At 60.9% G+C, this 26,379-nt stretch carries 29 protein-coding genes and 1 pseudogene; 15 read left to right on the top strand and 15 right to left on the bottom strand.

Going from position 1 to position 26,379, the window contains the following annotated elements; genetic code table 11:
- Positions 1–30: 30 nt before the first annotated feature.
- The 5 genes from ruvB to ruvC all read right to left on the bottom strand — a co-directional run bounded on the left by ruvB (position 31) and on the right by ruvC (position 3,010).
- Positions 31–1,071: a Holliday junction branch migration DNA helicase RuvB gene (ruvB, locus tag LPU83_RS55475; RefSeq protein WP_024315390.1), complete on the bottom strand. Its 1,041-nt coding sequence runs from the start codon at positions 1,069–1,071 to the stop codon at positions 31–33.
- A gap of 79 nt (positions 1,072–1,150) precedes the next feature.
- Positions 1,151–1,768 carry a Holliday junction branch migration protein RuvA gene (gene ruvA / locus LPU83_RS55470; protein ID WP_024315391.1) on the bottom strand — a complete coding sequence of 206 codons (618 nt, stop codon included), beginning with the start codon at positions 1,766–1,768 and terminating at the stop codon, positions 1,151–1,153.
- A 13-nt stretch (positions 1,769–1,781) separates the two neighbouring features.
- On the bottom strand, positions 1,782–2,198 hold the full coding sequence (locus LPU83_RS55465; protein WP_024315392.1) for a type II toxin-antitoxin system VapC family toxin: 417 nt from the start codon (positions 2,196–2,198) through the stop codon (positions 1,782–1,784).
- Positions 2,179–2,442 (bottom strand): AbrB/MazE/SpoVT family DNA-binding domain-containing protein, encoded by a 264-nt coding sequence (locus LPU83_RS55460; RefSeq protein ID WP_024315393.1) that lies wholly within the window; start codon positions 2,440–2,442, stop codon positions 2,179–2,181. The genes LPU83_RS55465 and LPU83_RS55460 overlap by 20 nt, the downstream gene beginning before the upstream one ends.
- A 55-nt stretch (positions 2,443–2,497) precedes the next feature.
- Entirely contained in the window at positions 2,498–3,010 is a 513-nt protein-coding gene (gene ruvC / locus LPU83_RS55455) for a crossover junction endodeoxyribonuclease RuvC (RefSeq protein WP_024315394.1), read from the bottom strand.
- 242 nt (positions 3,011–3,252) lie between these two features.
- Between ruvC and LPU83_RS55450 the strand changes: the two genes are divergently transcribed.
- The 8 genes from LPU83_RS55450 to LPU83_RS55415 all read left to right on the top strand — a co-directional run bounded on the left by LPU83_RS55450 (position 3,253) and on the right by LPU83_RS55415 (position 11,835).
- The gene (locus LPU83_RS55450; RefSeq protein ID WP_024315395.1) at positions 3,253–5,562 is read left to right on the top strand and encodes a methyl-accepting chemotaxis protein; all 2,310 of its coding nucleotides are present in this window, start codon (positions 3,253–3,255) and stop codon (positions 5,560–5,562) included.
- A 124-nt stretch (positions 5,563–5,686) separates the two neighbouring features.
- Positions 5,687–6,688, top strand: a complete 1,002-nt coding sequence (locus tag LPU83_RS55445) for an LLM class flavin-dependent oxidoreductase (RefSeq protein ID WP_024315396.1) — start codon at positions 5,687–5,689, stop codon at positions 6,686–6,688.
- 190 nt (positions 6,689–6,878) lie between these two features.
- Positions 6,879–7,265, top strand: a complete 387-nt coding sequence (locus LPU83_RS55440; RefSeq protein ID WP_024315397.1) for a c-type cytochrome — start codon at positions 6,879–6,881, stop codon at positions 7,263–7,265.
- Between the two features lie 141 nt (positions 7,266–7,406).
- On the top strand, positions 7,407–8,216 hold the full coding sequence (locus LPU83_RS55435) for a cytochrome c oxidase subunit II (RefSeq protein WP_024315398.1): 810 nt from the start codon (positions 7,407–7,409) through the stop codon (positions 8,214–8,216).
- A 55-nt stretch (positions 8,217–8,271) separates the two neighbouring features.
- A complete protein-coding gene (gene ctaD, locus LPU83_RS55430; protein ID WP_024315399.1) occupies positions 8,272–10,047 on the top strand; it encodes a cytochrome c oxidase subunit I in 1,776 nt (591 codons plus the stop codon).
- Positions 10,044–10,754 (top strand): cytochrome c oxidase subunit 3, encoded by a 711-nt coding sequence (locus LPU83_RS55425; protein ID WP_024315400.1) that lies wholly within the window; start codon positions 10,044–10,046, stop codon positions 10,752–10,754. Before ctaD ends, LPU83_RS55425 begins: the two co-directional genes overlap by 4 nt.
- Before the next feature lie 10 nt (positions 10,755–10,764).
- The gene (locus tag LPU83_RS55420) at positions 10,765–11,490 is read left to right on the top strand and encodes a heme-copper oxidase subunit III family protein (protein ID WP_024315401.1); all 726 of its coding nucleotides are present in this window, start codon (positions 10,765–10,767) and stop codon (positions 11,488–11,490) included.
- A gap of 9 nt (positions 11,491–11,499) precedes the next feature.
- Positions 11,500–11,835, top strand: a complete 336-nt coding sequence (locus LPU83_RS55415) for a cytochrome C oxidase subunit IV family protein (RefSeq protein ID WP_024315402.1) — start codon at positions 11,500–11,502, stop codon at positions 11,833–11,835.
- 136 nt (positions 11,836–11,971) lie between these two features.
- On the opposite strand, the gene LPU83_RS55410 is transcribed toward LPU83_RS55415, so the two are convergent.
- Both LPU83_RS55410 and LPU83_RS55405 read right to left on the bottom strand, forming a co-directional pair.
- The gene (locus LPU83_RS55410; RefSeq protein ID WP_024315403.1) at positions 11,972–12,418 is read right to left on the bottom strand and encodes a tetratricopeptide repeat protein; all 447 of its coding nucleotides are present in this window, start codon (positions 12,416–12,418) and stop codon (positions 11,972–11,974) included.
- A gap of 23 nt (positions 12,419–12,441) precedes the next feature.
- Positions 12,442–13,416, bottom strand: coding sequence for an MBL fold metallo-hydrolase (locus tag LPU83_RS55405; protein WP_024315404.1), 975 nt, complete (start codon positions 13,414–13,416; stop codon positions 12,442–12,444).
- Between the two features lie 307 nt (positions 13,417–13,723).
- On the opposite strand from LPU83_RS55405, the gene LPU83_RS55400 reads away from it, so the two are divergent.
- The gene (locus LPU83_RS55400) at positions 13,724–14,488 is read left to right on the top strand and encodes a sigma-70 family RNA polymerase sigma factor (protein ID WP_024315405.1); all 765 of its coding nucleotides are present in this window, start codon (positions 13,724–13,726) and stop codon (positions 14,486–14,488) included.
- A pseudogene (locus LPU83_RS55395) lies at positions 14,485–15,272 on the top strand (anti-sigma factor family protein). Before LPU83_RS55400 ends, LPU83_RS55395 begins: the two are co-directional and overlap by 4 nt.
- Before the next feature lie 66 nt (positions 15,273–15,338).
- Here LPU83_RS55395 and LPU83_RS55390 read toward each other — a convergent pair.
- Positions 15,339–16,085 carry a YebC/PmpR family DNA-binding transcriptional regulator gene (locus LPU83_RS55390; protein WP_024315407.1) on the bottom strand — a complete coding sequence of 249 codons (747 nt, stop codon included), beginning with the start codon at positions 16,083–16,085 and terminating at the stop codon, positions 15,339–15,341.
- A gap of 173 nt (positions 16,086–16,258) precedes the next feature.
- On the opposite strand from LPU83_RS55390, the gene LPU83_RS55385 reads away from it, so the two are divergent.
- Positions 16,259–16,762, top strand: coding sequence for a pyridoxamine 5'-phosphate oxidase family protein (locus LPU83_RS55385; RefSeq protein WP_024315408.1), 504 nt, complete (start codon positions 16,259–16,261; stop codon positions 16,760–16,762).
- Positions 16,763–16,794: 32 nt separating this feature from the next.
- Here LPU83_RS55385 and LPU83_RS55380 read toward each other — a convergent pair whose 3' ends face one another.
- The 7 genes from LPU83_RS55380 to LPU83_RS55350 form a co-directional block, all read right to left on the bottom strand.
- On the bottom strand, positions 16,795–17,631 hold the full coding sequence (locus LPU83_RS55380; protein ID WP_024315409.1) for an MBL fold metallo-hydrolase: 837 nt from the start codon (positions 17,629–17,631) through the stop codon (positions 16,795–16,797).
- A 121-nt stretch (positions 17,632–17,752) separates the two neighbouring features.
- Entirely contained in the window at positions 17,753–18,577 is an 825-nt protein-coding gene (locus tag LPU83_RS55375; protein ID WP_024315410.1) for a TIGR00282 family metallophosphoesterase, read from the bottom strand.
- 2 nt (positions 18,578–18,579) lie between these two features.
- The gene (locus tag LPU83_RS55370; protein ID WP_024315411.1) at positions 18,580–19,167 is read right to left on the bottom strand and encodes a 5-formyltetrahydrofolate cyclo-ligase; all 588 of its coding nucleotides are present in this window, start codon (positions 19,165–19,167) and stop codon (positions 18,580–18,582) included.
- Between the two features lie 96 nt (positions 19,168–19,263).
- Positions 19,264–19,986: a hypothetical protein gene (locus LPU83_RS55365; protein ID WP_024315412.1), complete on the bottom strand. Its 723-nt coding sequence runs from the start codon at positions 19,984–19,986 to the stop codon at positions 19,264–19,266.
- Between the two features lie 77 nt (positions 19,987–20,063).
- Positions 20,064–20,948 carry an NAD-dependent epimerase/dehydratase family protein gene (locus LPU83_RS55360; RefSeq protein WP_024315413.1) on the bottom strand — a complete coding sequence of 295 codons (885 nt, stop codon included), beginning with the start codon at positions 20,946–20,948 and terminating at the stop codon, positions 20,064–20,066.
- Positions 20,945–21,775: a glycosyltransferase gene (locus LPU83_RS55355; protein ID WP_024315414.1), complete on the bottom strand. Its 831-nt coding sequence runs from the start codon at positions 21,773–21,775 to the stop codon at positions 20,945–20,947. The genes LPU83_RS55360 and LPU83_RS55355 overlap by 4 nt, the downstream gene beginning before the upstream one ends.
- Positions 21,772–22,992, bottom strand: coding sequence for an NAD-dependent epimerase/dehydratase family protein (locus LPU83_RS55350; protein WP_024315415.1), 1,221 nt, complete (start codon positions 22,990–22,992; stop codon positions 21,772–21,774). Before LPU83_RS55350 ends, LPU83_RS55355 begins: the two co-directional genes overlap by 4 nt.
- Positions 22,993–23,111: 119 nt before the next feature.
- Here LPU83_RS55350 and ybgC point away from each other — a divergent pair, with 119 nt between their 5' ends.
- The 4 genes from ybgC to LPU83_RS55330 all read left to right on the top strand — a co-directional run bounded on the left by ybgC (position 23,112) and on the right by LPU83_RS55330 (position 26,373).
- Complete coding sequence (gene ybgC / locus LPU83_RS55345; RefSeq protein WP_024315416.1) at positions 23,112–23,567, top strand: tol-pal system-associated acyl-CoA thioesterase; 456 nt, start codon at positions 23,112–23,114, stop codon at positions 23,565–23,567.
- A 462-nt stretch (positions 23,568–24,029) separates the two neighbouring features.
- Positions 24,030–24,749 (top strand): protein TolQ, encoded by a 720-nt coding sequence (gene tolQ, locus LPU83_RS55340; protein ID WP_024315417.1) that lies wholly within the window; start codon positions 24,030–24,032, stop codon positions 24,747–24,749.
- A gap of 23 nt (positions 24,750–24,772) precedes the next feature.
- Entirely contained in the window at positions 24,773–25,228 is a 456-nt protein-coding gene (tolR, locus tag LPU83_RS55335; RefSeq protein ID WP_024315418.1) for a protein TolR, read from the top strand.
- Between the two features lie 8 nt (positions 25,229–25,236).
- On the top strand, positions 25,237–26,373 hold the full coding sequence (locus LPU83_RS55330; protein WP_024315419.1) for a hypothetical protein: 1,137 nt from the start codon (positions 25,237–25,239) through the stop codon (positions 26,371–26,373).
- The last annotated feature ends 6 nt before the right edge of the window (positions 26,374–26,379 follow it).

Raw genomic sequence — 26,379 nt, 5'->3', positions numbered from 1 at the left:
GACGGCGCCACCCGAATAGCTCCGCAAGCCTCAGTCGTCTTCCTGGAACAACCGAAACTGTGCGGCCTCGAGATCCTTGGGAGGCTGCATGCCGAGATGCTTCCAGGCCGTCGCGGTCAGGACGCGGCCGCGTGGAGTACGCTGGATGAAACCCTGCTGTATCATATAGGGCTCGATGATGTCCTCGATCGCATCGCGCGGCTCGGAAAGGCCTGCGGCGATGGTTTCGATACCGACGGGGCCGCCGCCGAAATTGACCGCGATCATGTTGAGATAACGCTTGTCGAGCTGATCGAGGCCCATATTGTCGACGAGGAGCCGTGTCAGCGCCTCGTCGGCGATCTCGCGGGTGACAGCCTCGGCCTTGGCCACTTCAGCAAAATCGCGCACCCGGCGCAGCAGGCGACCGGCAATGCGTGGCGTGCCGCGGGCTCGCCGGGCAATTTCGCGCGCGCCCTCGTCGGTCATGGGAAGGTTCATCAGGCGTGCGCCACGACGAACGATCAGCTCCAGTTCCTCGACGGTGTAGAAGCTCAGACGGACGGGAATGCCAAAGCGGTCACGCAGCGGCGTGGTCAGCAGGCCAAGGCGCGTTGTCGCGGCAACGAGGGTGAACTTCGACAGGTCGATCTTGACCGAGCGTGCTGCGGGGCCCTCGCCGATGATAAGGTCGAGCTGAAAATCCTCCATTGCGGGATAGAGAATTTCTTCGACAGCCGGGTTGAGCCGGTGGATTTCGTCGATGAAGAGCACGTCACGCTCTTCGAGATTGGTCAGGAGGGCCGCAAGATCGCCTGCCTTGGCGATCACCGGGCCGGAGGTCGAGCGGAAATTGACGCCAAGTTCCTTCGCCATGATCTGCGCGAGCGTCGTCTTGCCGAGCCCGGGTGGGCCGACGAAAAGCACGTGGTCGAGTGCTTCGCCACGGTTCTTCGCAGCCTCGATGAAGACCTTCAGGTTCGCGCGCGCCTCCGCCTGGCCAGTGAACTCGTCAAGCGATTGCGGCCGCAGCGTCACATCCAGGTCTTCGCCTCGCTTTTGCGAGGATATCAGGCGCGCGGCTTCACTCATGCTGGCATTTTCCCAATCTTCAAACGCTCGCGACCAATACACCAAGCGGGCGGCTTTGGCACCCGCCCGGGCAGATGGATCAGCGAGCCAATTCCTTCAACCCGAGCCGGATCAGCCTGGCGCTATCGGCGCCTTCACCGGCGGTCTTCATTGCTGCCGCAACGGCATTGGCAGCCTGATCACGCGAATAGCCGAGATTTGTCAGCGCGGATACCGCATCGGCAACGGGAGCCGCGGCAACACCTTCGCCGAGCTCCTGTTTGAGGCCGATGGTGCCGGAGGCTTCTCCCGCGAAGGCCGGCGCCTTGTTCTTGAGTTCGGTGACGATGCGCACGGCAACCTTGGGGCCAACACCCTGGGCACGCGAGACGGCCGTGCGATCCTGCAGCGCGATGGCGGTCGCAAGTTCGCTCGGCGGCAGCGTTGAAAGCACGGCGAGCGCCACCTTCGCACCGACGCCCTGAACGCTTTGCAGGAGGTTGAACCACTCCCGCTCCAGGGCAGTCATGAAGCCGAAGAGCTTCAGCTGGTCTTCACGAACGTAGGTTTCGATGAAAAGCACGCAGGCCTCGCCAACAGAGCCGAGCCGCGACAGGGTGCGGGCCGAGCAGAAGGCGACGTAGCAGATGCCGTGGACGTCGACGAGCACATAATCGTCGCCGATTTCATCGATGGTGCCTTTGAGCTTGCCGATCATAAATGGAAGTCCGTCAGGAATGGGTTTCAGGGGAGATGATGTCGAGCGAGGGGAAGTAGGCGCGATAGCGCTCGGCATCGCGTGTCAGCAGGCGGTGCGAACGCACCGATGCGTGCGCCCCGATCAGGAAGTCCGGCAGGGTTCGCTCGCGCAGGCCACCAGCTCGGCGATAGGCGAAATGGGCCATTCCAGCATGGTAGGCCGCGGAAAATGGCAAGGCCTCGCGGACCAGATTGAGACGCGCCAGCATGAACATCAGTTCGTCTTCGCTTGGCGCCATGCTCGCCAATTCGGCCCAGACGATCGGTGTCAGGATGAACCGTGCCTGCGGCCTGAGCCGCAGGATCATCTCGGAAGACCATTCCTTGAAACGTGTCTCCGGACCGAACACGTCGATGAAGACGTTGGTGTCAACGAGGACCGAGGTCATCGCGCGGTCCCCTAAGCCATTCGATATACTCGTCCGCAGTCATGCCACCGGTGTCGAACGTCCCCGAAACGCTTTTCAGCCAGGTTTCGAAGTCGGCCTCGGATACTGATCTGCCGTCGGCGACGACAACCAGCCTGGCGCCCTTGTCGTCGGCAATGAAATCCACTTCCGATCCAGGGCCGATGTTCAATCGGTCGCGGATGTCCTTTGGGATAGTCACCTGGCCTTTTTCAGTCACGCGCAATGGTAATACCTCTCCGGTATTACTTATCATGCAATGAGAACAAGTCAAGAACAGGTTATCCTGCAAGCGCTGCCTGCCGAATGCGACTGCTGCCGCGGTTGTGGGCGTGGCAGATGGCGATCGCGAGCGCGTCGGCGGCGTCGTCGCCCTTGAACTCGACCTTCGGCATCAGGATCTTCAGCATCATGTGGATCTGTTTCTTCTCGCCGTGGCCAACGCCGATCACGGCCTTCTTGACGGCGTTTGGAGCGTATTCTGCGACCGGCAATCCGGCACGGGCAGGCACCAGCATGGCAATACCGCGGGCCTGGCCGAGTTTCAGTGTCGCCACGGCATCCTTGTTGACGAAGGTTTGTTCGACTGCAGCCTCATCCGGCTTGTAGCTATGCACGACGTCCGCCAGGCCGTCGTGCAGTTGGCAAAGGCGCGAGGCGAGGTCCACGTCGCCGTCCGAGGTGACAGTCCCGGAAGCGACGAAGCGCAGGGAGTTGCCGAGCGTGTCGATAATTCCCCAACCGGTGCGGCGCAGGCCCGGATCAACGCCGATGATGCGAATCGTATTTTGCATGCTTCACCCTATTGCACTCGTGAAATAACTGCCATCGATAAGTGAACAAAACAAAAACATTGCTTGTTTTTGAGGGCGGCCGTTTACGGCAATTTAAGCTCCGTAGCCGAGTTTTGATCCATAAAATGTCAGAGGAGCTCCCTTCCTGAGAAGGCAAGGCTCCCGTGCTCTGTTTTCAGGTCAGTCGGCAGGGCGTTTCCGCGTCCTGCCGGTAAGGGCCGTTCCGGAAGGGTTCATCGTTCATGGTTCAGAGATTTCAATCCCTGTCCTTCAAGGTCATCGCCACCTTCATTCTGCTGACCGCACTGTCGATCGCGGTCATCAACGTCCTCGCTTACTTCGCCAGCAGCCGCATTTCCGGCGAACAGGCCCTCAAGGCAAAGGAAAGCGTCCTGATCTTCCGCGGCGAGATGCTGCAGGATCAGCTTGAGCAGCTGGAAAACCAGGCGAACTCGATTGCGCGCATCGAAGCGCTGCAAATGTCGATCACAAGCCTGAAAAGCGGCTGGAAGACCATCGAGAAGACTTCGGGCGATGCTCGGGCCGAATTGAAGAAGGTGTTCATCACCAACAATCCGAACCCGGCCGACCACCGCGAGAAGCTGATGAAGCCGGAGGCGCCAAGCGGCTTCTACTATTCCAACCATGAGACGACGCAGGCCGAGGTGGCCCGTGATCTCGAGAACACCGCCTTCAGCGACCTGCTGATTGCCGATCTCGATGGCAACGTTCTCTACTCCTACCGAAAGAACGACGATTTCGCTGAAAATCTGAAGACCGACGCATGGAAGTCGACCGGCGCCGGTCTCGCCTTCGCCAAGGCCATCGAGAACACGGCCAAGGCGACAGACGATTCCGCGCCGACGGGCTTTTCCGGTCTTCGCGTCGACGCGGCGAGCGGCAAGTCGGCAATCTTCTACGCCGTGCCGATCGTCAAGCTTGGTGCCGCCAAGGGTGTCATGCTCTTTAAGGTGCGTGAGGACATCATCACCAGCATTCTCGCCAAGGGAATTGTCGCCGGCAGCACAGCACAGGCGGCGATCATCTCGGATGGCGGCGCAGCTATCGGCGTGAACGCCAGCGGCCAGCTCGTCACGCTCGATACCGCGCCTTTCACATTCGCCAAGGACGCGCTTTTGGCAAACGGCATGACGGTCGACGACTTCGATCGTGCCGATGGCTTGGCGCGGGCCTATGTCCGCGGCATCGATTATCAGGGTTCCCGCTTCCTCGTGGTGGAAAGCGTGCGGCTCAGCGAACTCAACGCCGGCTCTCTCGAAATCGCGACGCTGCTGACGATGATTGCTTTCGGTGTTCTCGTCGTCATGGCCGTGGCGACCTGGGTGATCACCAAGCGGCTCTTCTCGCCGCTTGCCCGCCTTGCCGGCGTCACCCGCGATGTCGCCGACGGCAACCTCGCGGTCGAGATCGGCAGCCAGAACCGCGGCGACGAGATCGGCACGATGGCGAAGGCACTGGCAAGGTTCAAGCAGTCGCTGGTTGAAAGCCGTGAACTGGAAGCCGCCAGCAACGAAACCCGGGCCCGCGCGGAGCGGGATCGCCAGCAGCACATGGCCGAGCGCGAGACGGAAGCCCGGACATTGCAGGAGGTCGTTCAAGCGGTCGACCAGGGCCTGCATCACCTTGCCAATGGCGATCTTGCCTATCAGATCGAGACCCGCTTCCCGAACGAGCTCGAAAGCCTGCGCATCAATTTCAACGAAGCGCTGGCTGCCCTTAGCGAAACGATGACGGCGATCGGCGGCAATTCCATGGCCGTGCGCTCGGGTTCGGAGGAAATGCGCACGGGCGCCGACGAACTGGCGGGCCGCACCGAGCGTCAGGCCGCCTCGATCACCGAGACTGCAAACGCAATCGATGCGATCACCCAGTCGGTCCGCGTTCAGATCGAGCGTGCCGAACAGGCAGAGCGCATCGCCCGCGATGCCAAGCGGGAGACGACCGGCTCCAGCCAGATCATGCGCGAGACGATTGCCGCTATGGAGGCGATCCAGGCCTCGTCGCGCCAGATCAACTCGATCATCGCCGTTATCGACGCGATTGCCTTCCAGACCAACCTTTTGGCTCTCAATGCCGGCGTCGAGGCAGCGCGTGCCGGCGAATCCGGCAAGGGCTTTGCTGTCGTTGCCATGGAAGTGCGCGAACTGGCGCAGCGTTCGTCGAGCGCTGCCAAGGAGATCGCGAGCCTGCTGCAGAAGTCGACGCGCGAGGTGGAAATGGGCGTATCTCTCGTCGAGCGTGCCGGCGACGCGCTGATGGGGATCGGCAGCCACGTCGAGGCGATCAACGGCCAGATCAGCGAGATCATGGAAACGACGCGCGAAGAGGCCGACACGTTGCGGCAGATAAACACGGCAGTGTCCGAGCTGGATGCGATGACGCAGCAGAACGCTGCAATGGTCGAGGAGACCACTGCAGCGATCCACCGGCTCGCCACCGAAGCTGTGGAGATGGACCGACAGCTGGCGAACTTCACGCTGACCCAGGGGCATCAGAGTGCCGAGGTGCACGTCCTGAGACGTCGGGCTTGAATACGCGCTCGGGAGATGAACGAGGGGGCCGGGAGACCGCCCCTTTTTCCTTTTCAGCTCGTTTGGAATGGGCGCAGTGCACACCTACATAGACCTGTCCTTCCAACTATCGACAGGCATCGCCATGGTTCCCTTCTCCATCCTCGATCTCTCTCCTGTTTCAGAAGGCGGGACGATCCGCCAGTCGCTCGAGGGCTCCGCGCGCATGGCGCAGACGGCCGAAGCGTTCGGGTACAACCGCTTTTGGCTTGCCGAACATCATGGCATGCCGGGCATCGCCAGTGCGGCGACGGCCGTGGTGATCAGCCATGTCGGCGCGGCGACGAAGCGCATCCGTATCGGCTCCGGCGGTATCATGCTGCCGAACCATTCGCCGCTGGTCATTGCAGAGCAATTCGGAACGCTTGAGGCTCTGTTTCCGGGCCGAGTCGATCTCGGCCTTGGACGTGCGCCCGGCACCGATATGCGCACCGCACAGGCTCTGCGACGCAATCTCGACGCCGGGGCGCAGAGCTTTCCGAACGACGTCGTCGAGCTACAGCAGTTGCTCGGCGCGCCGATTGAGAATCAGGCGATCCTCGCTGTTCCAGGCATGAATTCCAACGTGCCGATCTGGCTGCTGGGCTCCAGTCTCTATAGTGCGCAACTCGCCGCGATGCTGGGGTTGCCCTATGCGTTCGCCTCGCATTTCGCACCGGACTCGCTACTTGATGCCATCGACATCTATCGCAGCCGCTTCAAGCCATCTGCCGTGCTCGACAAGCCCTATGTCATGGTCGGCGTCATGGGTTCTGTCGCCGCGACGGACGAGGAGGCGCAGTATCTTTTCACCTCCGCCCAGCAGCAGTTCGTCAATCTGCGCCGCAACGTCCGCGGCCAGTTTCCGCGTCCTGTCGAGGATATGGAGAGCTTCTGGTCGCCGATGGAGAAACTGACGGTGGAGCATACCCTGCGCTATGCCGTCGTCGGTTCGCAGAAGACGGCGGAGGCAAAGCTGACCGATTTCCTGGCCGAGACGGAAGCGGACGAAGTCATCATCTCCATGCCGATCCACGATATCGAGGCGAGATTGAAGTCGGTCGAACTGTTCGCCGGGCTCCGAAACTTCCTCCGCGCTGCGGCCTAATGTCGCGCATCGCGGGCGGTTCAGGCCCCACAGCCATTTGTGCGAATTGACTTAATGCAGCCGGACCATAGCTTTGCTTGATCACACATGTCGTTTGCACGGCGTTGTGGCGATACAAATGGGATGGACGGCGCACGCCGCAAATCGCGCGCCGTCGGTTTCGAGCAACCTTTGGAGGATGAGGCTTGCGATGCGTTACGATGGTCTTGCTGTTTTGATTTCACTGATCTGTCTTCCCACCTCGGCTGCCATCGCCCAAGAAGGCGATGCGGCGGCCGGGGAAACGGTATTTAAGAAGTGCGCGGTCTGTCACATTGCCGACAGCGACAAGAACAAGGTCGGACCGTCCTTGAACCACGTGTTCGGTCGAACTGCCGGGACGCATCCAAACTTTGCCTATTCACCGGCGATGAAGGCCGCGGGCACAGCCGGGTTGGTCTGGGATGAGGCGACGCTACGCGATTATCTTCACGACCCAAAGTTGAAGGTTAAGGGAACGAAGATGGTATTCGTCGGCCTGAAGGATGATGGCGAGATTACCAATCTGATTGCCTATCTCAAGCAATTCTCAAAATGAAATCAGCTTATTGCGGCCTCGCCGACTGATTTGGAGGCCTCACTCGTGGCATTGCCGTCATGCATCGTTTATGAGATAGTCGTAACGTAAGTGCCAACGGATTGCGGGTAATTTCCGCATGCGACGGCTTGGGAGGAACGCATGGTTGTCGTGCTGGTTCTCGTTCTGATCGTCATCGGGTCGGTGGCATTCCATCTGTTCAGCCCGTGGTGGTGGACTCCGATCGCCTCGAACTGGAACTACATCGACAATACCATCATCATCACCTTCTGGATCACCGGCATTGTCTTCGTGGCGGTGATCTCGTTCATGGCCTACTGCATCTATCGCTTCCGTCACCGGCCCGGCCACAAGGCGGCCTACGAGCCGGAGAACAAGCGCCTCGAATGGTGGCTTGCGGGAAGCACGGCCCTTGGCGTGGGGGCGATGCTGGCACCTGGCCTCGTCGTCTGGAACCAGTTCGTGACGGTTCCGCCGGACGCTGGCGAAATCGAAGTCGTCGGGCAGCAATGGCTTTGGAATTTCCGGCTGCCAGGCGCCGACGGCAAGCTCGGGAGAGCAGACAATCGGGCGGTTTCAGCCGACAATCCACTTGGCGTGATCAGGAACGATCCGGCAGGGCCCGACGATATCATCATTTCAGGGGGCGAACTGCATCTGCTGCTCGGCAAGCCGATCCGCGTTCACCTGCGCTCGGTCGATGTGCTGCATGATTTCTACGTTCCAGAGTTCCGGGCAAAGATGGACATGATCCCCGGTTCGGTCACCTATTTCTGGTTCACGCCGACGCGCACGGGCACGTTCGAAGTGCTGTGCGCGGAGCTTTGTGGCGTCGGACATCCACAGATGCGAGGGACGGTCGTTGTCGACGAGGCGGACGCCTATCAGGCGTGGCTTGCGCAGCAACAGACGTTCTCGCAGCTGATGGCAGCGGTTGAACCGGCCAAATAGGCCGGCGTTGCGGCCGGGGGAGCGGCCGTGGCGGGAGGAGGAAGGAAGGCATGCGATGGTTGATATTCCAACCGGTGCCGGCGACGTTATCCCGCCTGCCGAGGTGGCGGATGTCGAGCTCTATCATCCGAAGAGCTGGTGGACGAAGTACGTCTTCAGCCAGGATGCCAAGGTCATTGCCATCCAGTATTCCATGACGGCGTTCGCGATCGGCTTCGTGGCGCTGGTCCTGTCGTGGCTGATGCGCCTGCAGCTCGGCTTTCCCGGCTATTTCTCCTTCATCGACGCCGATCACTATTACCAGTTCATCACCATGCACGGGATGATCATGGTGATCTATCTGCTGACCGCGCTCTTCCTCGGCGGCTTCGGCAACTACCTCATCCCCTTGATGGTCGGCGCTCGCGACATGGTGTTTCCCTATGCGAACATGCTGAGCTATTGGCTCTACCTGCTCGCCGTCATCGTGCTTGTCGCCGGCTTTTTTGCGCCCGGAGGTCCGACAGGCGCCGGCTGGACGCTCTACCCGCCGCAGGCATTGACCTCCGGTACGCCGGGTGGGCGCGACTGGGGCATCATCCTGATGCTGTCTTCGCTGATCATCTTCATCATCGGCTTCACGATGGGCGGACTGAACTATGTCGTCACAGTGCTGCAGGGGCGGGCGCGCGGCATGACGCTGATGCGCATGCCATTGACCGTCTGGGGCATTTTCACCGCCACCGTCATGGCATTGCTCGCGTTCCCGGCACTGTTCGTCGCTGCAGTCATGATGCTGTTCGACAGGCTGCTCGGCACCAGCTTCTTCATGCCTGCCATCGTCGAGATGGGGGAGCAGCTGAAATCCGAGGGCGGCAGCCCGATCCTCTTCCAGCACCTCTTCTGGTTCTTCGGCCATCCGGAAGTCTATATCGTCGCGCTTCCGGCTTTCGGCATCGTCTCCGATCTGATCAGCACGCATGCCCGAAAGAATATCTTCGGCTACCGCATGATGGTGTGGGCGATCGTGATCATCGGGGCGCTGAGCTTCGTCGTCTGGGCACATCACATGTATGTCAGCGGCATGAACCCGAACTTCGGGTTCTTCTTCGCCACGACGACGCTGATCATAGCCGTGCCGACCGCGATCAAGGTCTATAACTGGGTGCTGACGCTGTGGCGGGGTGATATCCATCTGACCTTGCCGATGCTGTTTGCCATCGGCTTCATCGTAACCTTCGTCAATGGCGGCTTGACTGGGCTCTTTCTCGGCAATGTCGTGGTGGATGTGCCGCTGTCCGATACGATGTTCGTGGTTGCGCACTTCCACATGGTAATGGGTGTGGCTCCCATCATGGTGATCTTCGGCGCAATCTATCACTGGTACCCGAAGGTTACCGGGCGGATGCTCGACGAGGTTCTCGGGCGGATCCATTTCTGGGTTACTTTCATCGGCGCCTACGCGATCTTCTTCCCCATGCACTATGTAGGTCTTGTGGGCGTGCCGCGCCGCTATTTCGAGCTTGGCGACACGGTCTTCATTCCGCCTTCTGTGCATACGCTGAACATGTTCATTTCCGTCGCCGCGCTTGTTGTCGGCGCCGCTCAGCTGGTGTTCCTGTTCAATCTCGTCTGGAGCCTGTTGCGAGGTCGGGAGGCCGGCGGCAACCCGTGGCGGGCGACGACCCTCGAATGGCAGACGCCACAGACCCCGCCCGCCCATGGCAATTGGGGTAAGGACCTTCCGATCGTCTATCGCTGGGCCTACGACTACAGTGTCCCGGGTGCGGCCGAAGACTTCATACCCCAGAACCAGCCGCCAACGACCGGATTGTCGAGGGCGCCTTCATGAGCGTCGTTCTCGTCTTCCTCGCGGGAATAGCCGCGATCGTCATCTGGTGGATGTCGGGGCAAGGGTTGATGTCGAAGCCATGGATGGAGGTCGGCACGCTCGACGATATCCAAGGACCGGCGAAGTCGCCGATCCCCGCCGCCAAGATCGGCCTCGGCATTTTCCTCGCAGTTGTCGGCGCCCTCTTCTCCCTGTTGGCCAGCGCTTATCTTTCGCGAATGAGTGGTGCCGATTGGTGGGCGATCCCCGTTCCTCGGCTTCTCTTTGCGAATTCGGCGGTACTGATCGCCAGTTGTGCAGCTCTGCAATGGGCCGTGGCCGAAGCGCGCCGCGGCGCCGATGACGGCATGCGACTGGGGCTCGATGTGGCGCTGGCGACCGCGGTGCTGTTCCTCGCCGGGCAAATCGTGGCCTGGCTGCAGCTCGTTGCGGCGGGTTATGTGCTGGCCGATAACCCGGCGAACAGCTTCTTCTACATGCTGACCGGGTTGCACGGCCTCCACATTCTCGGTGGGCTGGCAGTGCTTGCGCGAACACGGGTGAGATCACTGGCCGGCAGCACCGCTCCATCCGCCAGGCTGCGCCTCGGCATCGAACTCTGCGCCACCTACTGGCACTTCATGCTCGTTGTGTGGCTCCTTCTCTTTGCGCTCTTCACCGGTTGGGCGAACGACTTCGTCGACCTCTGCCGCCAACTCGTTTCCTAAGGGGTGGATAATGGCCGAACTGACCCGAATGGACACCGAAGATGTAGCCCTCCCGCACGCCAGTGGGCTGCGTGGCGTTGCGGCCGACTTTGCCTCGGACCAGCGGGCGTTCAAGAATGTCTCCTGGGGCAAGGCCATGATGTGGATCTTCCTCCTCAGCGACACCTTCATCTTCGGCTGTTTCCTGCTGGCCTACATGACCGCCCGGATGTCAACGCCGGTTCCCTGGCCCAATCCAAGCGAGGTCTTTGCGCTCAATATCGGCGGGCAGGAGGTTCCGCTGATCCTGATCGCGATCATGACCTTCGTTCTGATCAGCAGCAGTGGCACGATGGCCATGGCCGTCAACTTCGGTTATCGCCGCGAGCGCGGGAAAACGGCTGCCTTGATGCTTCTGACCGCAATGCTTGGCGCCACATTTGTCGGAATGCAGGCCTTCGAATGGACAAAGCTCATCACCGAAGGCGTGCGACCTTGGGAAAACCCGTGGGGTGCGGCACAGTTCGGATCATCCTTCTTCATGATCACCGGTTTTCACGGAACGCATGTGACGTTCGGCGTGATCTTCCTGCTGATTACCGCGCGCAAGGTATGGCGCGGGGACTTCGATACGGGCAGGCGCGGCTTCTTCACAAGCCGCAAGGGCAATTATGAGGTCGTCGAGATCATGGGCCTCTACTGGCACTTCGTCGACCTCGTCTGGGTCTTCATCTTCGCGTTCTTTTATCTGTGGTGAGGTCGCATAATGGCACAGGCACAAGCGCATTCCGGTCAACAGCATCCGATCAGGCTTTACCTCGTCGTCTGGGGATTGCTTTTCGTCCTCAGCACCTTTTCCTATCTCGTCGATTATCTCGGCATTCAGGGCTATCTGCGCTGGACGCTCATCATCGTCTTCATGATGCTGAAGGCAGGGCTTATCGTTGCCATCTTCATGCATATGGCATGGGAGCGGTTGGCGCTTGTCTATGCGATATTGTTGCCGCCGCTGCTCGTTCTGGTCTTCGTGGCGATGATGGCGTCTGAGTCGCACTACACGATCTTCACCCGGCTTGCCTTCCTCGGCGGCGCCGGTTCCTGACCGGTGCCCCGGGAACAGGCCTGCCGCATTTTCCTGTCGATAAAGTGAGAGACGCCGGCTTGGACAGGTCGCAAAGGCGGTTGCGTCGATGGACGCCACCCCGCATAAGACACGGGGCGGCGTTGATCCAGCTGCCTCAGTTGCCACCGGCGGCGATTGCGCGCTGCAGATCGTCGCGTTCCTCACAGCCGCCTGGGCAGAGCCGCGTCAGCTCAGTAAGCTGTTGGCGGGCATGCGCCATGTCGCCGGTCTCGATATAGAGCTCGCCGAGATACTCACGGGCCGCGCGGTGGTCCGGCTGAAGCTCCAGCGCCTTGGTGTAATAGGTAAGCGACGTCCGGTAGTCGCCGGTCTTTCTGAGCGTAAATCCCATCAGATTGTAGATATCTGCCTGGGGACTGCCTTGCGCCAGCCCGCGCAGCTCGGCAAGCGCCCCGGCATAGTTTTTCGCGGCGATCTTGGCGCGCACGCCGGTCAGATCCGGCGCCTCCGTCGTCTCCACATTGTCGACCGCGTGCGCGGGTAGGGCGGCGGCAACCGGTGCCGCGACAGCGATGGCGAGGCCGAGAAGGATATGCTTCATCACGATGTCAGCTCCTTGCGTTTTCAGGCTTGCAGCGTGGGTGTGAAGACATAGGCGTTGCCATCCTTCACGAAGGTCCCGGAACCCGGGAATGGGAAATGCGAACCGCAGATTTTGATGTTGTCGGCGATCACGCGGTCGATGAGCTTGCGGCGGCTTCCGACAGCCATCGGCCCGTCCTGGTCGTAAGTGCCCTGCCATTCGGGATGCGGCGCGAGCAGCGCCGGCACGTACATGGTATCGGCTGACACCATCAGCTGTTCGTTGCCGCCGTCGACCAGGAACGCGGAATGGCCGGGCGTATGGCCGGGTACTGCAATCAGGCGGATACCAGGCGCGGCCTCCGCGCCGTCCTGCACCTGCCGCCAGTTCTTCCAGGTCGGGAAGACTTGGGCGATGCGCTTGCCCGCCTCCTTGCGCGCCGGCGCCAGCTTGTCGACGCGGCCGGGCTCGGTCCACCAGTTGTATTCGTCGGCATTGACGATCAGCTCCGCATCCCGGAAGACCGGTGCGTTCGTGCCCTTCTCCATCAGGCCCCAGACGTGATCCGGATGGAAATGGGAGATGATGACCGTGCCTATCTTTCGGTAGTCGATGCCGGCCGCTGCCATATTGGCCGGCAGATGCGTGGCGTTCGCCTGCCATTGACCGATGCCGGAGCCCGCATCCATCATGATCAGCCGGTCGCCCGTCTTGAGCACGACGACGGTGAGCGGGATGGGCATGAACTCCGTGGTGAGGCCCGCTTTCGCGAGCGCTTCCTGAGTGTCCTCGATCGAGGCGTTCTTGATGAAGGCTGGGTCGTGGGGCTTGCGCCAGATGCCGTCATAGATGGCGGTAACTTCCACGTTTCCGATCTTGTAGCGGTAGAAGCCGACGGCGGGCTCGAGCGACGTCTCGGCAAGCGCCGGCGCCATGAATTCCAGTTTCGACGACAGGCCGAAAGCCGCAGCGGCGGCAGCCGTTCCAAGAACGGTGCGACGTGACATGACCAACATTGCGATCACTCCCTTGATGGCGCGGCAGACAAAATCCGCCGCTGCCGAACAAGAGCGGCGACGCCCGGCAGTTATTCCCTGTAGCGCGAAAGATTCTTGCAACTGATTGAAAAAGAAGAGATAATTCCTACCCGCTCGGAAGTATCCCGCCAGAACGATGCCGCCACCCGCCGACCCGACGCGGCGCTCCAAAAAAAATCGATGCACGGCGGAATAAACAGCGGCCGAGGATGATCAAGAAGACAACGCGACATTGCGCGTGCTGCCGGCGGAGGCATAGGATCCGAGGGGGAACCGAGGAGAAGGAATGACAGGCATCCGCAGTCTTTCGCCCGTTTTCTTCGACGTCCGGCCATGGATACTGGCCGTGCGCGACCTGTTCTTTGGGGCCGTTGCCACGGGTGCCGGGCGAAACCCCGCCCGGGACCGGACGGCGGTCAAGTCGGGCGGAATGTCGGGAAACATCCTTCTCATTGTGCGGCCGGAGCAGCCGCCAGCCGTGTGCAGCCGCGCGTCGGCTGAGACTGCCCGTCGCTTCCACGAAACGATCGTCCCGTATCTCGACGCCTCCTATAATTTCGCATGTTTTCTCAGCCGCGACGCCGAAGCCGCACAGGACATCGTGCAGGAGGCGTTTTTGCGCGCCTATCGGCATTTCGACGGTTATCGCGGCGGCGATCCACGCGCCTGGCTCTTCAGTATCGTCAGGAACTGCTATCGCGCCTGGTGGCACGACTACCGCCGCAAGGCGCATTTCGAGCAGCCGCTGCCGGACGATACGGCGGGTGAAGACGACCCGCCGGCTTCGCGCGACATCGCGTCCGACGAAGACACGCCGGAAATGGCGATGATCCACAAGAGCGATGCCGAGCGCGTCCGCGCCGTCATCCACGGCCTTCCCGCTGCAATGCGTGAAATCTTAGTGCTGCGCGAGCTGGAGGACCTCTCCTACCGCCAGATCGCCGACATCATCGATGCGCCGATCGGCACCGTCATGTCGCGTCTTGCCCGCGCACGCGACGAATTCGGCAAGGCCTGGCGCCTGATCGATCCCAACGAGGCGACGCCATGACCGCGGCAAACCAGACCCATCGCCCCGAATGGAGCGCCATGCTGCATGGCTTCATCGACGGAGAGCTCGATTCAGCGCACGCGGCGGAAGTCGAGGCGCACCTCGCTACCTGCCCCGATTGCGCTGGCGAGGTCAACGCCTGCGCGCCGTGCGCGGCGCGATCGGCCGCGACGGCGTCCGCTGGCAGGCTCCCGAGGCACTCAGGGCGCGCATACTGGCGATGGTCGGGCGCGAGAGTGCGGCCGCCATGCCCCTGCCTCCCGAACAGGCGCGACGGCACCTCCTTGGCTTCATTCAGCGCTGGAGCCTGGTGCCCTCGCTTGCGGCGCTGGCGGCAAGCGCCTTTCTCTTCGTGAACGTGCCGCGTCAGGATCTTTCGATCCAGGACCAGCTGTTGGCAAGCCACGTGCGCTCGCTGCTGGCCGACCACCTGACCGACGTCGAAACCTCCGACCAGCATACGGTCAAGCCCTGGTTCAACGGCAAGCTCGACTTCTCACCGCCGGTGGTCGATCTGGCGGCAGAGGGTTTTGCGCTGGTCGGCGGCCGCGTCGACTATGTCGGCGGCCGCGTCGTCGCAGCCTTGATCTACCGACGGCACGGACACGTCATCAACGTCTTCGTCTGGCCCGGCCCGCCCGCCGCTCGCACGACGGCACTTCGCGACGGCTACAATATCGAGGAGTGGTCGGCCGGTGGGTTGCTGTTTTCGGCTGTGTCAGACGTCAACGCCACCGATTTGACCGCCTTCCGCGACAGTTTTACCCGCGCGGCGGGCATCTGAGGACAAGAAAAAACCCGGCACGAGAGGGCGGCCGGGCTTCTTGGAATCTGCAGATTGCTGAAGAAATCAGGCCGAAAGCTTGGCAAGAACTTCTTCGGAGACTTCGAAGTTGGAGTAGACGTTCTGGACGTCGTCATCGTCTTCGAGGCTGTCGATGAGCTTCAGCAGCGATTGAGCTCTCTCTTCGTCGACCGGCACATTGTTCTGGGCGCGCCAGACCGACTTGACGGTTTCCGCTTCGCCGAGCGTCGCTTCCAGTGCCTTGGCAACTTCGCCGAGGGATTCGAAGGAACAGGTGATGTAGTGGCCGTCATCATCGGTCTCGACGTCGTCGGCACCAGCTTCGATGGCTGCTTCCATCATCTTGTCGGCATCGCCTGCCGACAGCTTGTAGGTGATCTCGCCGACGTGGTCGAAGGAGAAGGAGACCGAGCCGGTTTCGCCGAGTGCGCCGCCGGCCTTGGTGAAGATCGAGCGGACGTTGGAAGCGGTGCGGTTGCGGTTGTCGGTGAGCGCCTCGACGATGATCGCCGTGCCGCCCGGGCCGTAGCCCTCGTAGCGGACTTCATCGTAGTTCTCGCCGTCGGCACCGGCGGCCTTCTTGATGGCACGGTCGATGTTGTCCTTCGGCATGGACTGGGCCTTGGCGTTCTGGATCGCCAGGCGCAGGCGGGCGTTCATCGAAGGATCAGGCAAGCCAGCCTTGGCGGCAACGGTGATTTCGCGCGCAAGCTTGGAGAACATTTTCGATCGCACGGAATCCTGACGGCCCTTGCGATGCATGATGTTTTTAAACTGTGAATGGCCAGCCATGGCACCCCTGTTCACGTCTCATTGTCGGAATGGGCCGCCTTATAAGAGCGAAATGGGCCGTATTCAAGGGAAAACGGCTTCATTCTCCGGGGGACCCGCTCGTCCGGAATTACGGAACAAAGCCCCGAAGCTGGCGTTTCAAAATACGGACCCTTGAAACGGAAGGAAGTGCTATGGCTAGTTTCGACGAGGCGCGGAAACACCCCGCACGTCAGCTCTGGGATCAGGTCAACGACATTCATGCCGGCATGCTCGGCGTGGACGGAGCGGACATGCATATGCAGCCAATGGCGCCACATGCCGATCCGAAGACCAATACGATCTGGTTCTACTCGAAATCGGACGCAGAAATCGCCCGTGCCATCAAGCCGGGCACCAGGGCACATTTCTGCGTCGTCGGAAAGCATCACGACTATCACGCTTGCCTTGCCGGCAAGATCGAGGTGCGGTCCGATCCGTCGAAGATCAATGAGTATTGGGATTCCGTCGTCGCCGCCTGGTATGAGGATGGCAAGAAGGATCCGAAGCTGACGATGCTCGTGATGCATGTTGACGACGCAGAGATCTGGGTCTCTACCGGCAGTAAGCTCAAATTTGGTTGGGAGATTGCCAAGGCCAATCTCGATGATGACAAGATGCCCGATGTCGGCATCCGGCAGCATCTGCAATTCGCTTGAGAATGAAATAGACCCGGCGCCTTCCGGGTCCTTTACTGCATGCCTTTGGCGACGTAGATCAATGGCTTCTTCGGCAATGTCCCTAGCGACACGGTGATCGTGTTCGTCGGTGCGTAGCTGATATCGAAATCGGGTCCGAACATCGACAGGAAACTTTGCAGCGGCCTCGGCTGGTGCATCGGCAGGATGAGAGAGGCGCGCAGGCGCTTGATGACTCGACTCATGCTGTCCGAGCCCATCGTCAGGCCGCCGTCGACGGGAACCATGACGACATCAAGCCGGCCGATCTCGGCATAGTGCGCTTCCGTCAACTCATAATGAAGGTGGCCGAGATGGCCGATGCAGAGCCCGGCAATCTCGAAGATAAAGATTGAATTGCCGTCCGTCTGCGGCGCACCGAAGCCGCCTCTGATATCCGTTGTGACGTTGCGGATGTAGGTGTCGCCCACCACTAGGTTTACCTTCGCCCTTTCCCCCGGCACGTCGCTCCATCCGTGCAGGACGTGTTGAATGCCAGGGTCGGTCGCCAGCGTATAATGCGAGGAATGGGCGCGGTTCATGGTGACGACCATCGGCACGTGCGGCGGCGAATACCAGCCGCTATAGTCGGTCGCGATGGTTACGCCGCCCGGCGTTTCGATAAGGAAGGTGGAATGTCCGATGTAGGTCAGCGTGACCGATTGGCCGGTAGCGCCGGCGCCAACGATCGGTGCTGGACCTGTGACGCTGGCAAAGGTCGCTTGCGGGATCGATTGGGCGATGGCCTGGCACTGGCTGACGTTTTTTCGTTCTTCTTGGGCGACGGCCGCTTCGGCCGCGATCAGGACCATCAGGCAGGCGATTGCGAAGACAAGAAAACGTGGCGTCATGCCACTCCTCCGGCGCTTTCACGGGTCGTTGGGAGGATGCGGCAAGCCGCCGCAGTGGTCCAGTTGAAATCCGGAGCCGCTGCTCACTTTTGCGTCATGGCGGGAGCCTGCCTGAAAGGCTCTAGCGCCAAAATTCCGGAATGGTTTCGGCGAGCCTGGGGCCAAGGCGCAGCGGCGCGATCTTTTCAGCGAGGCCGGTCGCATCTGATATTTCGACACCGACGCCGCAGATGGTGGCCGGGCCGGTCGCTGCCTCCATGCGGCCTTTCGGCATCTTGGAGATGAAGCGGTTCAGTGGTTCTTCCTTGTCCATGCCGAGCGAGGAATCGTAGTCGCCGCACATGCCTGCATCCGATATGTAGGCGGTGCCGCCGTTCAGGATCTGGTGATCGGCTGTCGGCACATGCGTATGCGTGCCGACGACGAAACTGGCGCGGCCGTCGACGAAATGGCCGAAGCACTGCTTCTCGCTGGTCGCTTCGGCGTGGAAGTCGAAGATGATTGCATCCGCCTGCTCTTTAAGCGGACAGGCATCCAGGATTGTCTCGGCGGATTTGAAGGGATCGTCCAACTCCGGGTGCATGAAGACGCGGCCCATGACATTTGCGACCAGCACGCGTGCACCGTTGCGGGCATAGAACAGGCCTGAGCCGCGCCCCGGCGTGCCCTGCGGGTAGTTGGCCGGCCGCAGGAACTGGTCGTGACGTGCGGCAAAGGCGACCGCTTCCTTCTGATCCCAGACGTGGTTGCCTGTCGTGACGACATCCGCGCCCGCATTGATCGTCTCGAGGAAGATATCCTCGGTGATGCCGAAACCGCCTGCGGCGTTCTCACCGTTGACGACGACGAAATCGAGCTTCAGGTCGGAAATAAGGCCGGGGAGGCGGTTCCAGACGGCGGTGCGTCCGGTCTTACCCACCATGTCACCCAGAAAAAGCAGTCGCATTGCTATCCAATCCAAGAGGCAAAAAAACGCAGCCCGCTTTCTGTCAGGAGGGCGTCCAGACTGACGTCGTGCGGCTCGTCGGGCACATGTGCCACTTCCTGGCAGTCGAATGCAATGCCGATCAGTTTCGGATGCAGGCCTTTTTGCCGCAAAAGCTCGATGGCGCGGTCATAGTAGCCGGCGCCATAACCGATGCGATGGCCGCGATGGTCGAAAGCGGAGAGGGGCACCAGCATGATCTCGGGATCGAGTACGGCGGCGTCCGCAGGTGGACCCGAGGTGCCGAAGCCTGTGCTGACCAACGGGGCACCGCGTACGAGCTGACGAAAGACGATCGTCTGCTTGTCGAGTATCGCCGGTACGCAAAGCCGTGCTCCGCGCGCTTGGAATCGCGCCATAAGCGGCCGGATATCCGCTTCGGAGCGGATCGGCAGAAAGCCGGACACGGTCGTCCCAGGCTCGAATGCGACCGCCTCGCCGGCATGCTCGGCCATTGCGAGGCTCATCTCGATGCGAGTATCTTCCGGGATCGCGTCGCGCAGTGCGAGCCGCCCGGTACGCATTTCGGCTTTCAGTTCTTTCGGGGTCATGCGGTCCATCGCGCTGTTTTCAGCAGACCATAGTGGGCCAAGCGATGATTTCAACGTGACAATGCGACCTTTGGCTGCCTGCCCGAACCGAGGACGTCAAATCGTGAAGCTAGTCGGTATGGCCGAGATGCCAACCTTGGCCTCCACCGGAGAGGTCGTACCCGAACCGGATTGGCCGCGTCCCGCCCGCAGTTCGCGCACCGCCCTGTCCATGAGCTGCCGAACTTCCTGCAGGATGGACTTGAACTCTTCCATTGTCTTGCGATCCTCGGCGGAGATGCCGGAGGACGCCCGTTTTCCATCTTCGACGATGCGCTGGTAAGCGTTGCGAGCCGGAGTCGCGCCGTCAGGCTCGTCCGCCTGGGCAGTACCGCTCTTGGTATCGTTTGAGGATGCCGTTGCGGTTGACGCGGGCGCATCGGTTGTGGCCACCGTAGCCGCACCCGTGCCCGCATCGGCGGTTGCAACGGCTGCAGATGCGATGCTCGTCGCGCTCGTAGCGACGGCGGAGGCGAATTCCGCAGCTGCGGCGCTGATCTTGTGAGCAAGTTCGGCCGCCAGCCGTGCAACCACTTCGGGCGGGTAGCCGCCGCTTCTCAGCATCTCCAACTGCTGCTTGGCTTCCTCAAGCTTGCGCGCCGCGCGGCTCTTGGCGGCTTCGGCGGAGGTCGTCATGTTCTCGCGCAGGCTCTCCCGCGCCTTTGCCGAATTCTGTAATATCTTCAGTCGCGCGCTGGCGCTGTCAGTCAACGTATTGAGCTTGTCGGTTGAATAGGTGTTGCGCAGGATGTTGAGCGCTGATGTGGAACCGACTTGCATACTATTCTCCGGATTGCACTATCCGTGGTAGTCTGCAACCTCAGGCTTGCGTGGACCTGTGCGCCTTCACCTGCCACCTATATGCCCGCGGCGAGCGCATGGATCGTTTCGTCGAACAAGGGCATGCCGCCTGGCGACCAACCGAGCGCGCGGATTTTCGTCGTGTCCATCGGTGTGAGCAGCGATTTGTCGGCGGGCAGCGGCAGCCTGTTCAGGCAATCACGCTCCCAGCGAATGGGCTCCAGGATGTCCCATGTATCCAAAGCGACGTCTGAGACGTTGAAGGTCTCGCCGGAGATGCGCGCGGCGTCCGCTTCCAGCATGAGCCGGACGGCTTTGCCGACGTCTCTTGCGTGGACCTCGGTTCCGGCACGTGAAGGCAGAGGACGGCCAGCCAGGTAATCTTCGATCAGCTTGTCCCATTTGTTGGGTCGAAGGTCGCTGTAGACGCCGGTCAATCGGAGACTGGCCGTTGCAAAGCCCGGCGCCGCAAGATGCGCGAGGCTGCGTTCCGCATCCAGCTTGACTTGGCCGTAGAGGGTTTCCGGCTTGTCGGGCATCCCCTCCGTCAGGGTGGTTCCCGGCGCATGTTGGCCATAGGCAGCACGGCTGGAAATGAAGATACAGCGCCGTGTGCCGGCGCGTTTGGCGGCCTCGAGAAGCCGGACGGTGCCGTCCAAATTGAAGCGTTTGAACGTCTCGGGGTCGTCGCCTTCACCGCCGCGGTATTGTCCCGGCAAATGATGGAAGGCGGCGTGCACAAAAAAATAGGCGTCGTCGAAGGCTTCGATATGGTCATGCGCCGGATCGAGCGAAAGCGGCGCGAATTCGACCGGACGAGAAAAGAAGCGCGGTAGCGGCGCGTGGCGACCGCCGATGATCACGGTATAGCCGGCGGCGAGCAGTTCTTCGACGATATAGCGTCCAACGAGACCCGTTCCGCCCGATACCAGTACCTTCATGCCGCCTCTTCAGGGTTGGCCATTGCCGAAATATCCGGCAGATCATCGCCGGCATAGAATGCGTGCCACAGGTCGATCAGCGGCCGCAGTTTCTCGACCTTCGGATGATTCGCCTCCCATGGCTTCTCGTACTGGTAGTGCAGGATGGAAATGCTCCGCCAGTCCCAAAGCCTGGGCATGGTGAACCATACATATTGGAGCATGTTGAAATAGACCGGCAGGCCGTGCCAATCCGGGAAAAAATCCTGCAGGAACGTCTGGTCCGTCCGCTTCCAGAACACGTCCGGCTGATCCAGTCGCTCCAGCATGCGTTGGAATGTGTCTTCGGACGGTTGTGCGACGAAAACTCCCGAATTGAGCCGGTGGAAGTCGGCAAGAGATTCGTAGACATTCGGGGCGGCCGAAAACTCCGGGTAGTGGAAGAGCTTGTCGATGTTTCGCAGCACGATCGCATCGGCGTCGATGAAGACGCAACTGGTGTATTCGCTCAGCTGCCACAGGCGCAGCTTGCAGAAATTGTCGAGCGGCGAATGGAAGTCTGGCTTACGTCCCTTCGTAAAAGGGGCGGCGGAGTGCAGGTTGGCTCGCGCGTGGCGCGCGTTGAATGCGGTCGACAGCGGCAGATGATCGACCGGCACGAGTCGGCAGTCGAGTTGCAAGAGCGGGGCGAGGCTGGCTTTGCCAGCATCTGCCGTATGGAGGACGACGATATCGGCGAAGGTGCCGGTCCGGCGCAACGACGCCGCGAGCGCCTTGGCACCCATGGCGTAGTCGTTGTTGGTGACGAGCGTGACGTAGGCGTGCCGCAGGGACCGGGGCTCACTCATGAAACCGACTTCAGCCTCCTGCCTTCCGGATCGTGGTTGATCGTAGCAGCAATGTCCTTCGTCCAGGCGGAAACCGCAGGAACGCGCGACCGGTCGACACGATAGGCAAACTTCTTGGCGACGTCGACGATTTCACTGAGAAGCCCCGCCTGCAAGGTGATTGGATCGAGGCCGAGATTGCGGAATTTCTCGTTCTTGACGATCAACTCGTTCTCCGCCGCTTCCTTGCGCGGATTCGGCAGCCAGGCGATTTCGGCGCCACTCATCTTGGCAATCATTTCAGCCAGATCGCGCACGCGATGCGTTTCCGTCATCTGGTTGAAGATCTCGACGCGGGCGCCGCGGGCGGGCGGGTTGTTCAACGCCAGCTCGATGCAGCGCACGGAGTCCTGGATGTGGATGAAGGCGCGGGTCTGTCCGCCGGTTCCGTGAACGGTCAGCGGATATCCAATTGCCGCCTGGATCAGGAATCGGTTCAGCACCGTGCCGTAGTCGCCGTCATAGTCGAAGCGATTGACGAGCTGCGGGTGCCGGCGCGTCTGCTCGGTGTGCGTGCCCCAGACAATCCCCTGGTGCAGGTCCGTGATGCGCAGGCCATCATTCTTGGCATAGAAATGGAAAAGCAGCTGATCCAGGCACTTGGTCACATGATAGATCGAGCCGGGATTGGAGGGATAGAGGATTTCCTGGCTGACAGTCTCGCCGCTGGACGTCTCGATCCCCACCGGCAGGTAGCCCTCGGGGATGGCGGCACCGACCGTCGAATAGCCGTAGACACCCATCGTGCCAAGGTGGATCAGATGCGCGTCGAGCTGAAGTTCGACGAGCGCATTCAGGAGGTTATGGGTGGCGTTGACGTTGTTATTGACCGTGTAGTTCTTGTGGCGGTCGCTCTTCATGGAGTACGGGGCGGCACGCTGCTCGGCGAAATGGACGATGGCATCCGGACGGTTCTCGGCCAGCCACTTCTTCAGGAGCTCGTAGTCCTTGGCGAGGTCGATCAGGTTGAAATGGATGCGCCGACCGGTTTCGGCGTGCCAGATGCGCGTGCGCTCCTGGATCGAGTCCATCGGGGTCAGCGACTGGACGCCGAGTTCGGTGTCGATCCAGCGTCGCGAGAGGTTGTCGAGGATATGGATGTCATGTCCCGTGTCGGAGAGATGCAATGATGTCGGCCAGCCGATGAATCCGTCCCCGCCCATCACTGCAATCTTCATCGCGTCGTCTCCTGCTTGATTGTCTCTGTCGAAAATTACTTAGGAAGCGTGACAATTGTTCAATGCTTGCAAGGCGGAAAGTCTTCCGCCAAAGAGGGCGCGTGACTTTGGAGAAAATTATGGCGGACAACGGTTTTTCGATCTCAGGCGAACTCACGCAAACGGGCCACCGGCTCTTGCAGCGCGTCTATTACGAGGACACTGACTTTTCCGGCCTCGTCTACCATGCTCGCTATCTGCACTTCCTCGAGCGCGGCCGCACCGATTATCTCCGTTGCCTCGGCGTCGAGCAGCGGGAACTCATCAATGCTGACGACGAGGGGCTCGTCTTCGTTGTCCACCGCATGGAGATCGACTTCAAACAGCCGGCGCGGATGGATGACATCCTGACCGTGCTGACACACACCGAAAAAGCCGGCGGGGCCAAAATGGTCCTCAATCAGCAAATCCGGCGTGGCGAAACGTTGCTGATCGTCGCCAGGGTGATCATAGCCGTCATTAATGCCAATGCGCGGCCGCGACGATTGCCGGAGGCACTTGCCGAAAAATTTCTGGAAGGCAGCAAGCCGCTCTGACGACATTGAGCGTTTTCTACGCGCAATGTGATCGTGCCGCTTCAGACAAGGTTCTGCCGCGGCGATTCGCGTCGGTTGATTGCGAAGCGCCGAAAAGACGCAGGATTACCGGCCTTGCATAAACATGAGTTTTGTGTGAAGGAATTCGCGCGCTGGAAGATGAGCGCTGTGTGGTCATCGGCCTAGATCTGGCCAAGTCATCCAAGGGATAAATCTTTCGCCGATAGTTTCGCTGTCATGATCCGGCGCTAACGAACTATTAACCATAATAGTGTCTTACTTGGATTGTCAGAGTTTGTGCGGTGCACGCCTTCCTTTGACCAAATTTGACGGCAAGGAAGGCGGATAAGAGCTTGGAAGCTTGACCAGGGCTTTGGGCGGCGGCCGCCAGACACTTCTTGCGAGATCACTTTGTGCCGCCCGGTCAAGTGCCGGGCGTTTGGATTCGGGGATTTTGGATCAATGGAACAAGTAGGATTGGCAGCAGCAACGGCCGACGTCAGCCTCTGGTCGCTGTTTATGCAGGCAGGCCTCGTCGTCAAGCTGGTCATGCTCGGGCTCATCGCGGCCTCGGTCTGGACCTGGGCGATCGTCATCGACAAGTATCTGGCTTACGGCCGCGCGAGGCGCCAGTTCGACAAGTTCGAGCAGGTGTTCTGGTCGGGCCAGTCGCTGGAAGAACTTTATCGAACGCTGTCGGAACGCAACAACACCGGCCTTGCCTCGATCTTCGTCGCCGCCATGCGCGAATGGAAGAAGTCGTTCGAGCGCGGCGCACGGTCGCCGATCGGTCTGCAGATGCGTATCGACCGCGCCATGGACGTCACGCTCGCTCGTGAGTCCGAATTCCTCTCGGCCCGTCTCGGCTCGCTGGCGACAATCGGCTCGGCAGGTCCGTTCATCGGACTCTTCGGTACCGTCGTTGGTATCATGACCTCGTTCCAGGCGATCGCCGGCTCGAAGTCGACGAACCTTGCGGTCGTTGCTCCCGGTATCGCCGAAGCGCTGCTTGCCACCGCCATCGGCCTTGTCGCCGCTATCCCGGCGGTTATCGCCTACAACAAGCTCTCCGCCGACGCCGGCAAGCTCTCGGGCCGTATGGAAGGTTTCGCGGATGAATTCTCCGCCATCCTTTCGCGCCAGATCGATGAGAAGTTGCAGCCGCGCCAGGCCGCGCAGTAACGGACGGAAACGGAGTAGCGCAAATGGGTATGGCTGTTGGAGGCAATGGCGGCGGGGGCGGTGGACGCCGTCGCCGCGGCGGGCGCAGAGGCGCCGTCATCTCCGAAATCAACGTGACGCCGCTCGTCGACGTCATGCTCGTGCTGCTGATCATTTTCATGGTCGCAGCACCGATGATGACCGTCGGCGTGCCGGTCGACCTGCCCGAAACGCAGGCTAAGGCCCTGAATTCCGAAACGCAGCCGATCACGATCTCGGTCAAGAACGACGGCCAGGTGTTCCTGCAGGAAACGCCGATCCCGGCCGAGGAGATTGCCGCGAAGCTCGAGGCGATCGCAACGACCGGCTATAACGAGCGCATCTTCGTTCGCGGCGACGCGACCGCGCCTTATGGCGTGATCGCCGACGTCATGGCCCGCATCCAGGGTGCCGGCTACAAGAACATCGGTCTCGTGACGCAGCAGAAGAAGGACCAATAGCGAACGCTATGAAGGCCAGTATCGTCACATCTGCGGCTCTGCACTGTGCACTGCTTGCCTGGGCGCTGATTTCGATCGGCTCCCCAGAGCAGTTCAAGGTCGAGGATTTCGAGGCGATGCCCGTCGACCTCGTGCCTGTCGAAGAAATGACGCAGATGCAGCAGGGCGACAAGACGGCCAAGCCGAGCGAAAAGCCGGCGCCGAAGCCGACCTCCAAGCCGACCGAAGTCGCAAACGCCGAGAACATGGGCGACAACAAGGTCGACCTTAAGACGCCGCCGGTCCCGAATGCTAAGCCGAACAACAATGTGAGCGCGGCCGCGCCGAAGGCCAGCGAAAAACCGCTTCCCCAGAATGATCCTGTGCCGAACGAGGTGAAGGAGATCATGAAGGAGGAGACGGACGTCGAGCCGAAGCAGGTGGCGTCAATCACGCCCCCGAAGCCCGAGATCACGCCGCCGACACCGACGCCCCCGAAGGCCGAGGAGAAGCCACAGGAAACGCCCGAGCCACCGAAGCCGGATGCCGAGGCATTGCCGGACAAAGTGCCGACGCCAGTCGTCAAGCCGCAGGTAAAGCCGCCCGAACAGAAGCCGGCCGAAAAGCCGCCTGAAAAGAAGACGGAAGACAAGGCACAGACCGACGAAAAGCCGACCGACAAGAAGAAGGCCGACAAGAAGCAGGAGAAGGCGAAAGCCTCTTCCTCCAAGCAGAGCGACTTCAACGCCGACGACATCGCAGCCCTGCTGAACAAGCAGGACCCGTCGAACGGCGGTGCCAAGCGGTCAACCGAAGTTGCTTCGACCGGCTCCACCAAGCCGTCCACGGGTTCCAAGCTCTCGATGAGCGAGATGGATGCTCTGCGCAGTGCGATCGCCGGCAACTGGTCGGTTATTCCCGGAATGGAAGGCGCCAGCGACGTTCGCATCAAGGTCCACATGAAGCTTGACCCTGATGGCAACATCATCGGCTCGCCCGAGGTCGAAGCGGTCGGCGGCACCAACGAGGCGACGCGCATGGCGTTGGCAAGCGGTGCCAAGCGCGCCGTCATGAAGTCGTCGCCCTTCACGAACCTTCCGAAAGACAAATATGACGCCTGGGGCGAAGTTATCGTCAACTTCGATCCTAGCGATCTAGCCCTTTAAAATGCT

Source organism: Rhizobium favelukesii, assembly GCF_000577275.2.
Classification (GTDB): domain Bacteria; phylum Pseudomonadota; class Alphaproteobacteria; order Rhizobiales; family Rhizobiaceae; genus Rhizobium; species Rhizobium favelukesii.
The sequence above is the reverse complement of the archived record's forward strand: the minus strand, read 5'-3'. Positions and strand labels throughout refer to the sequence as shown.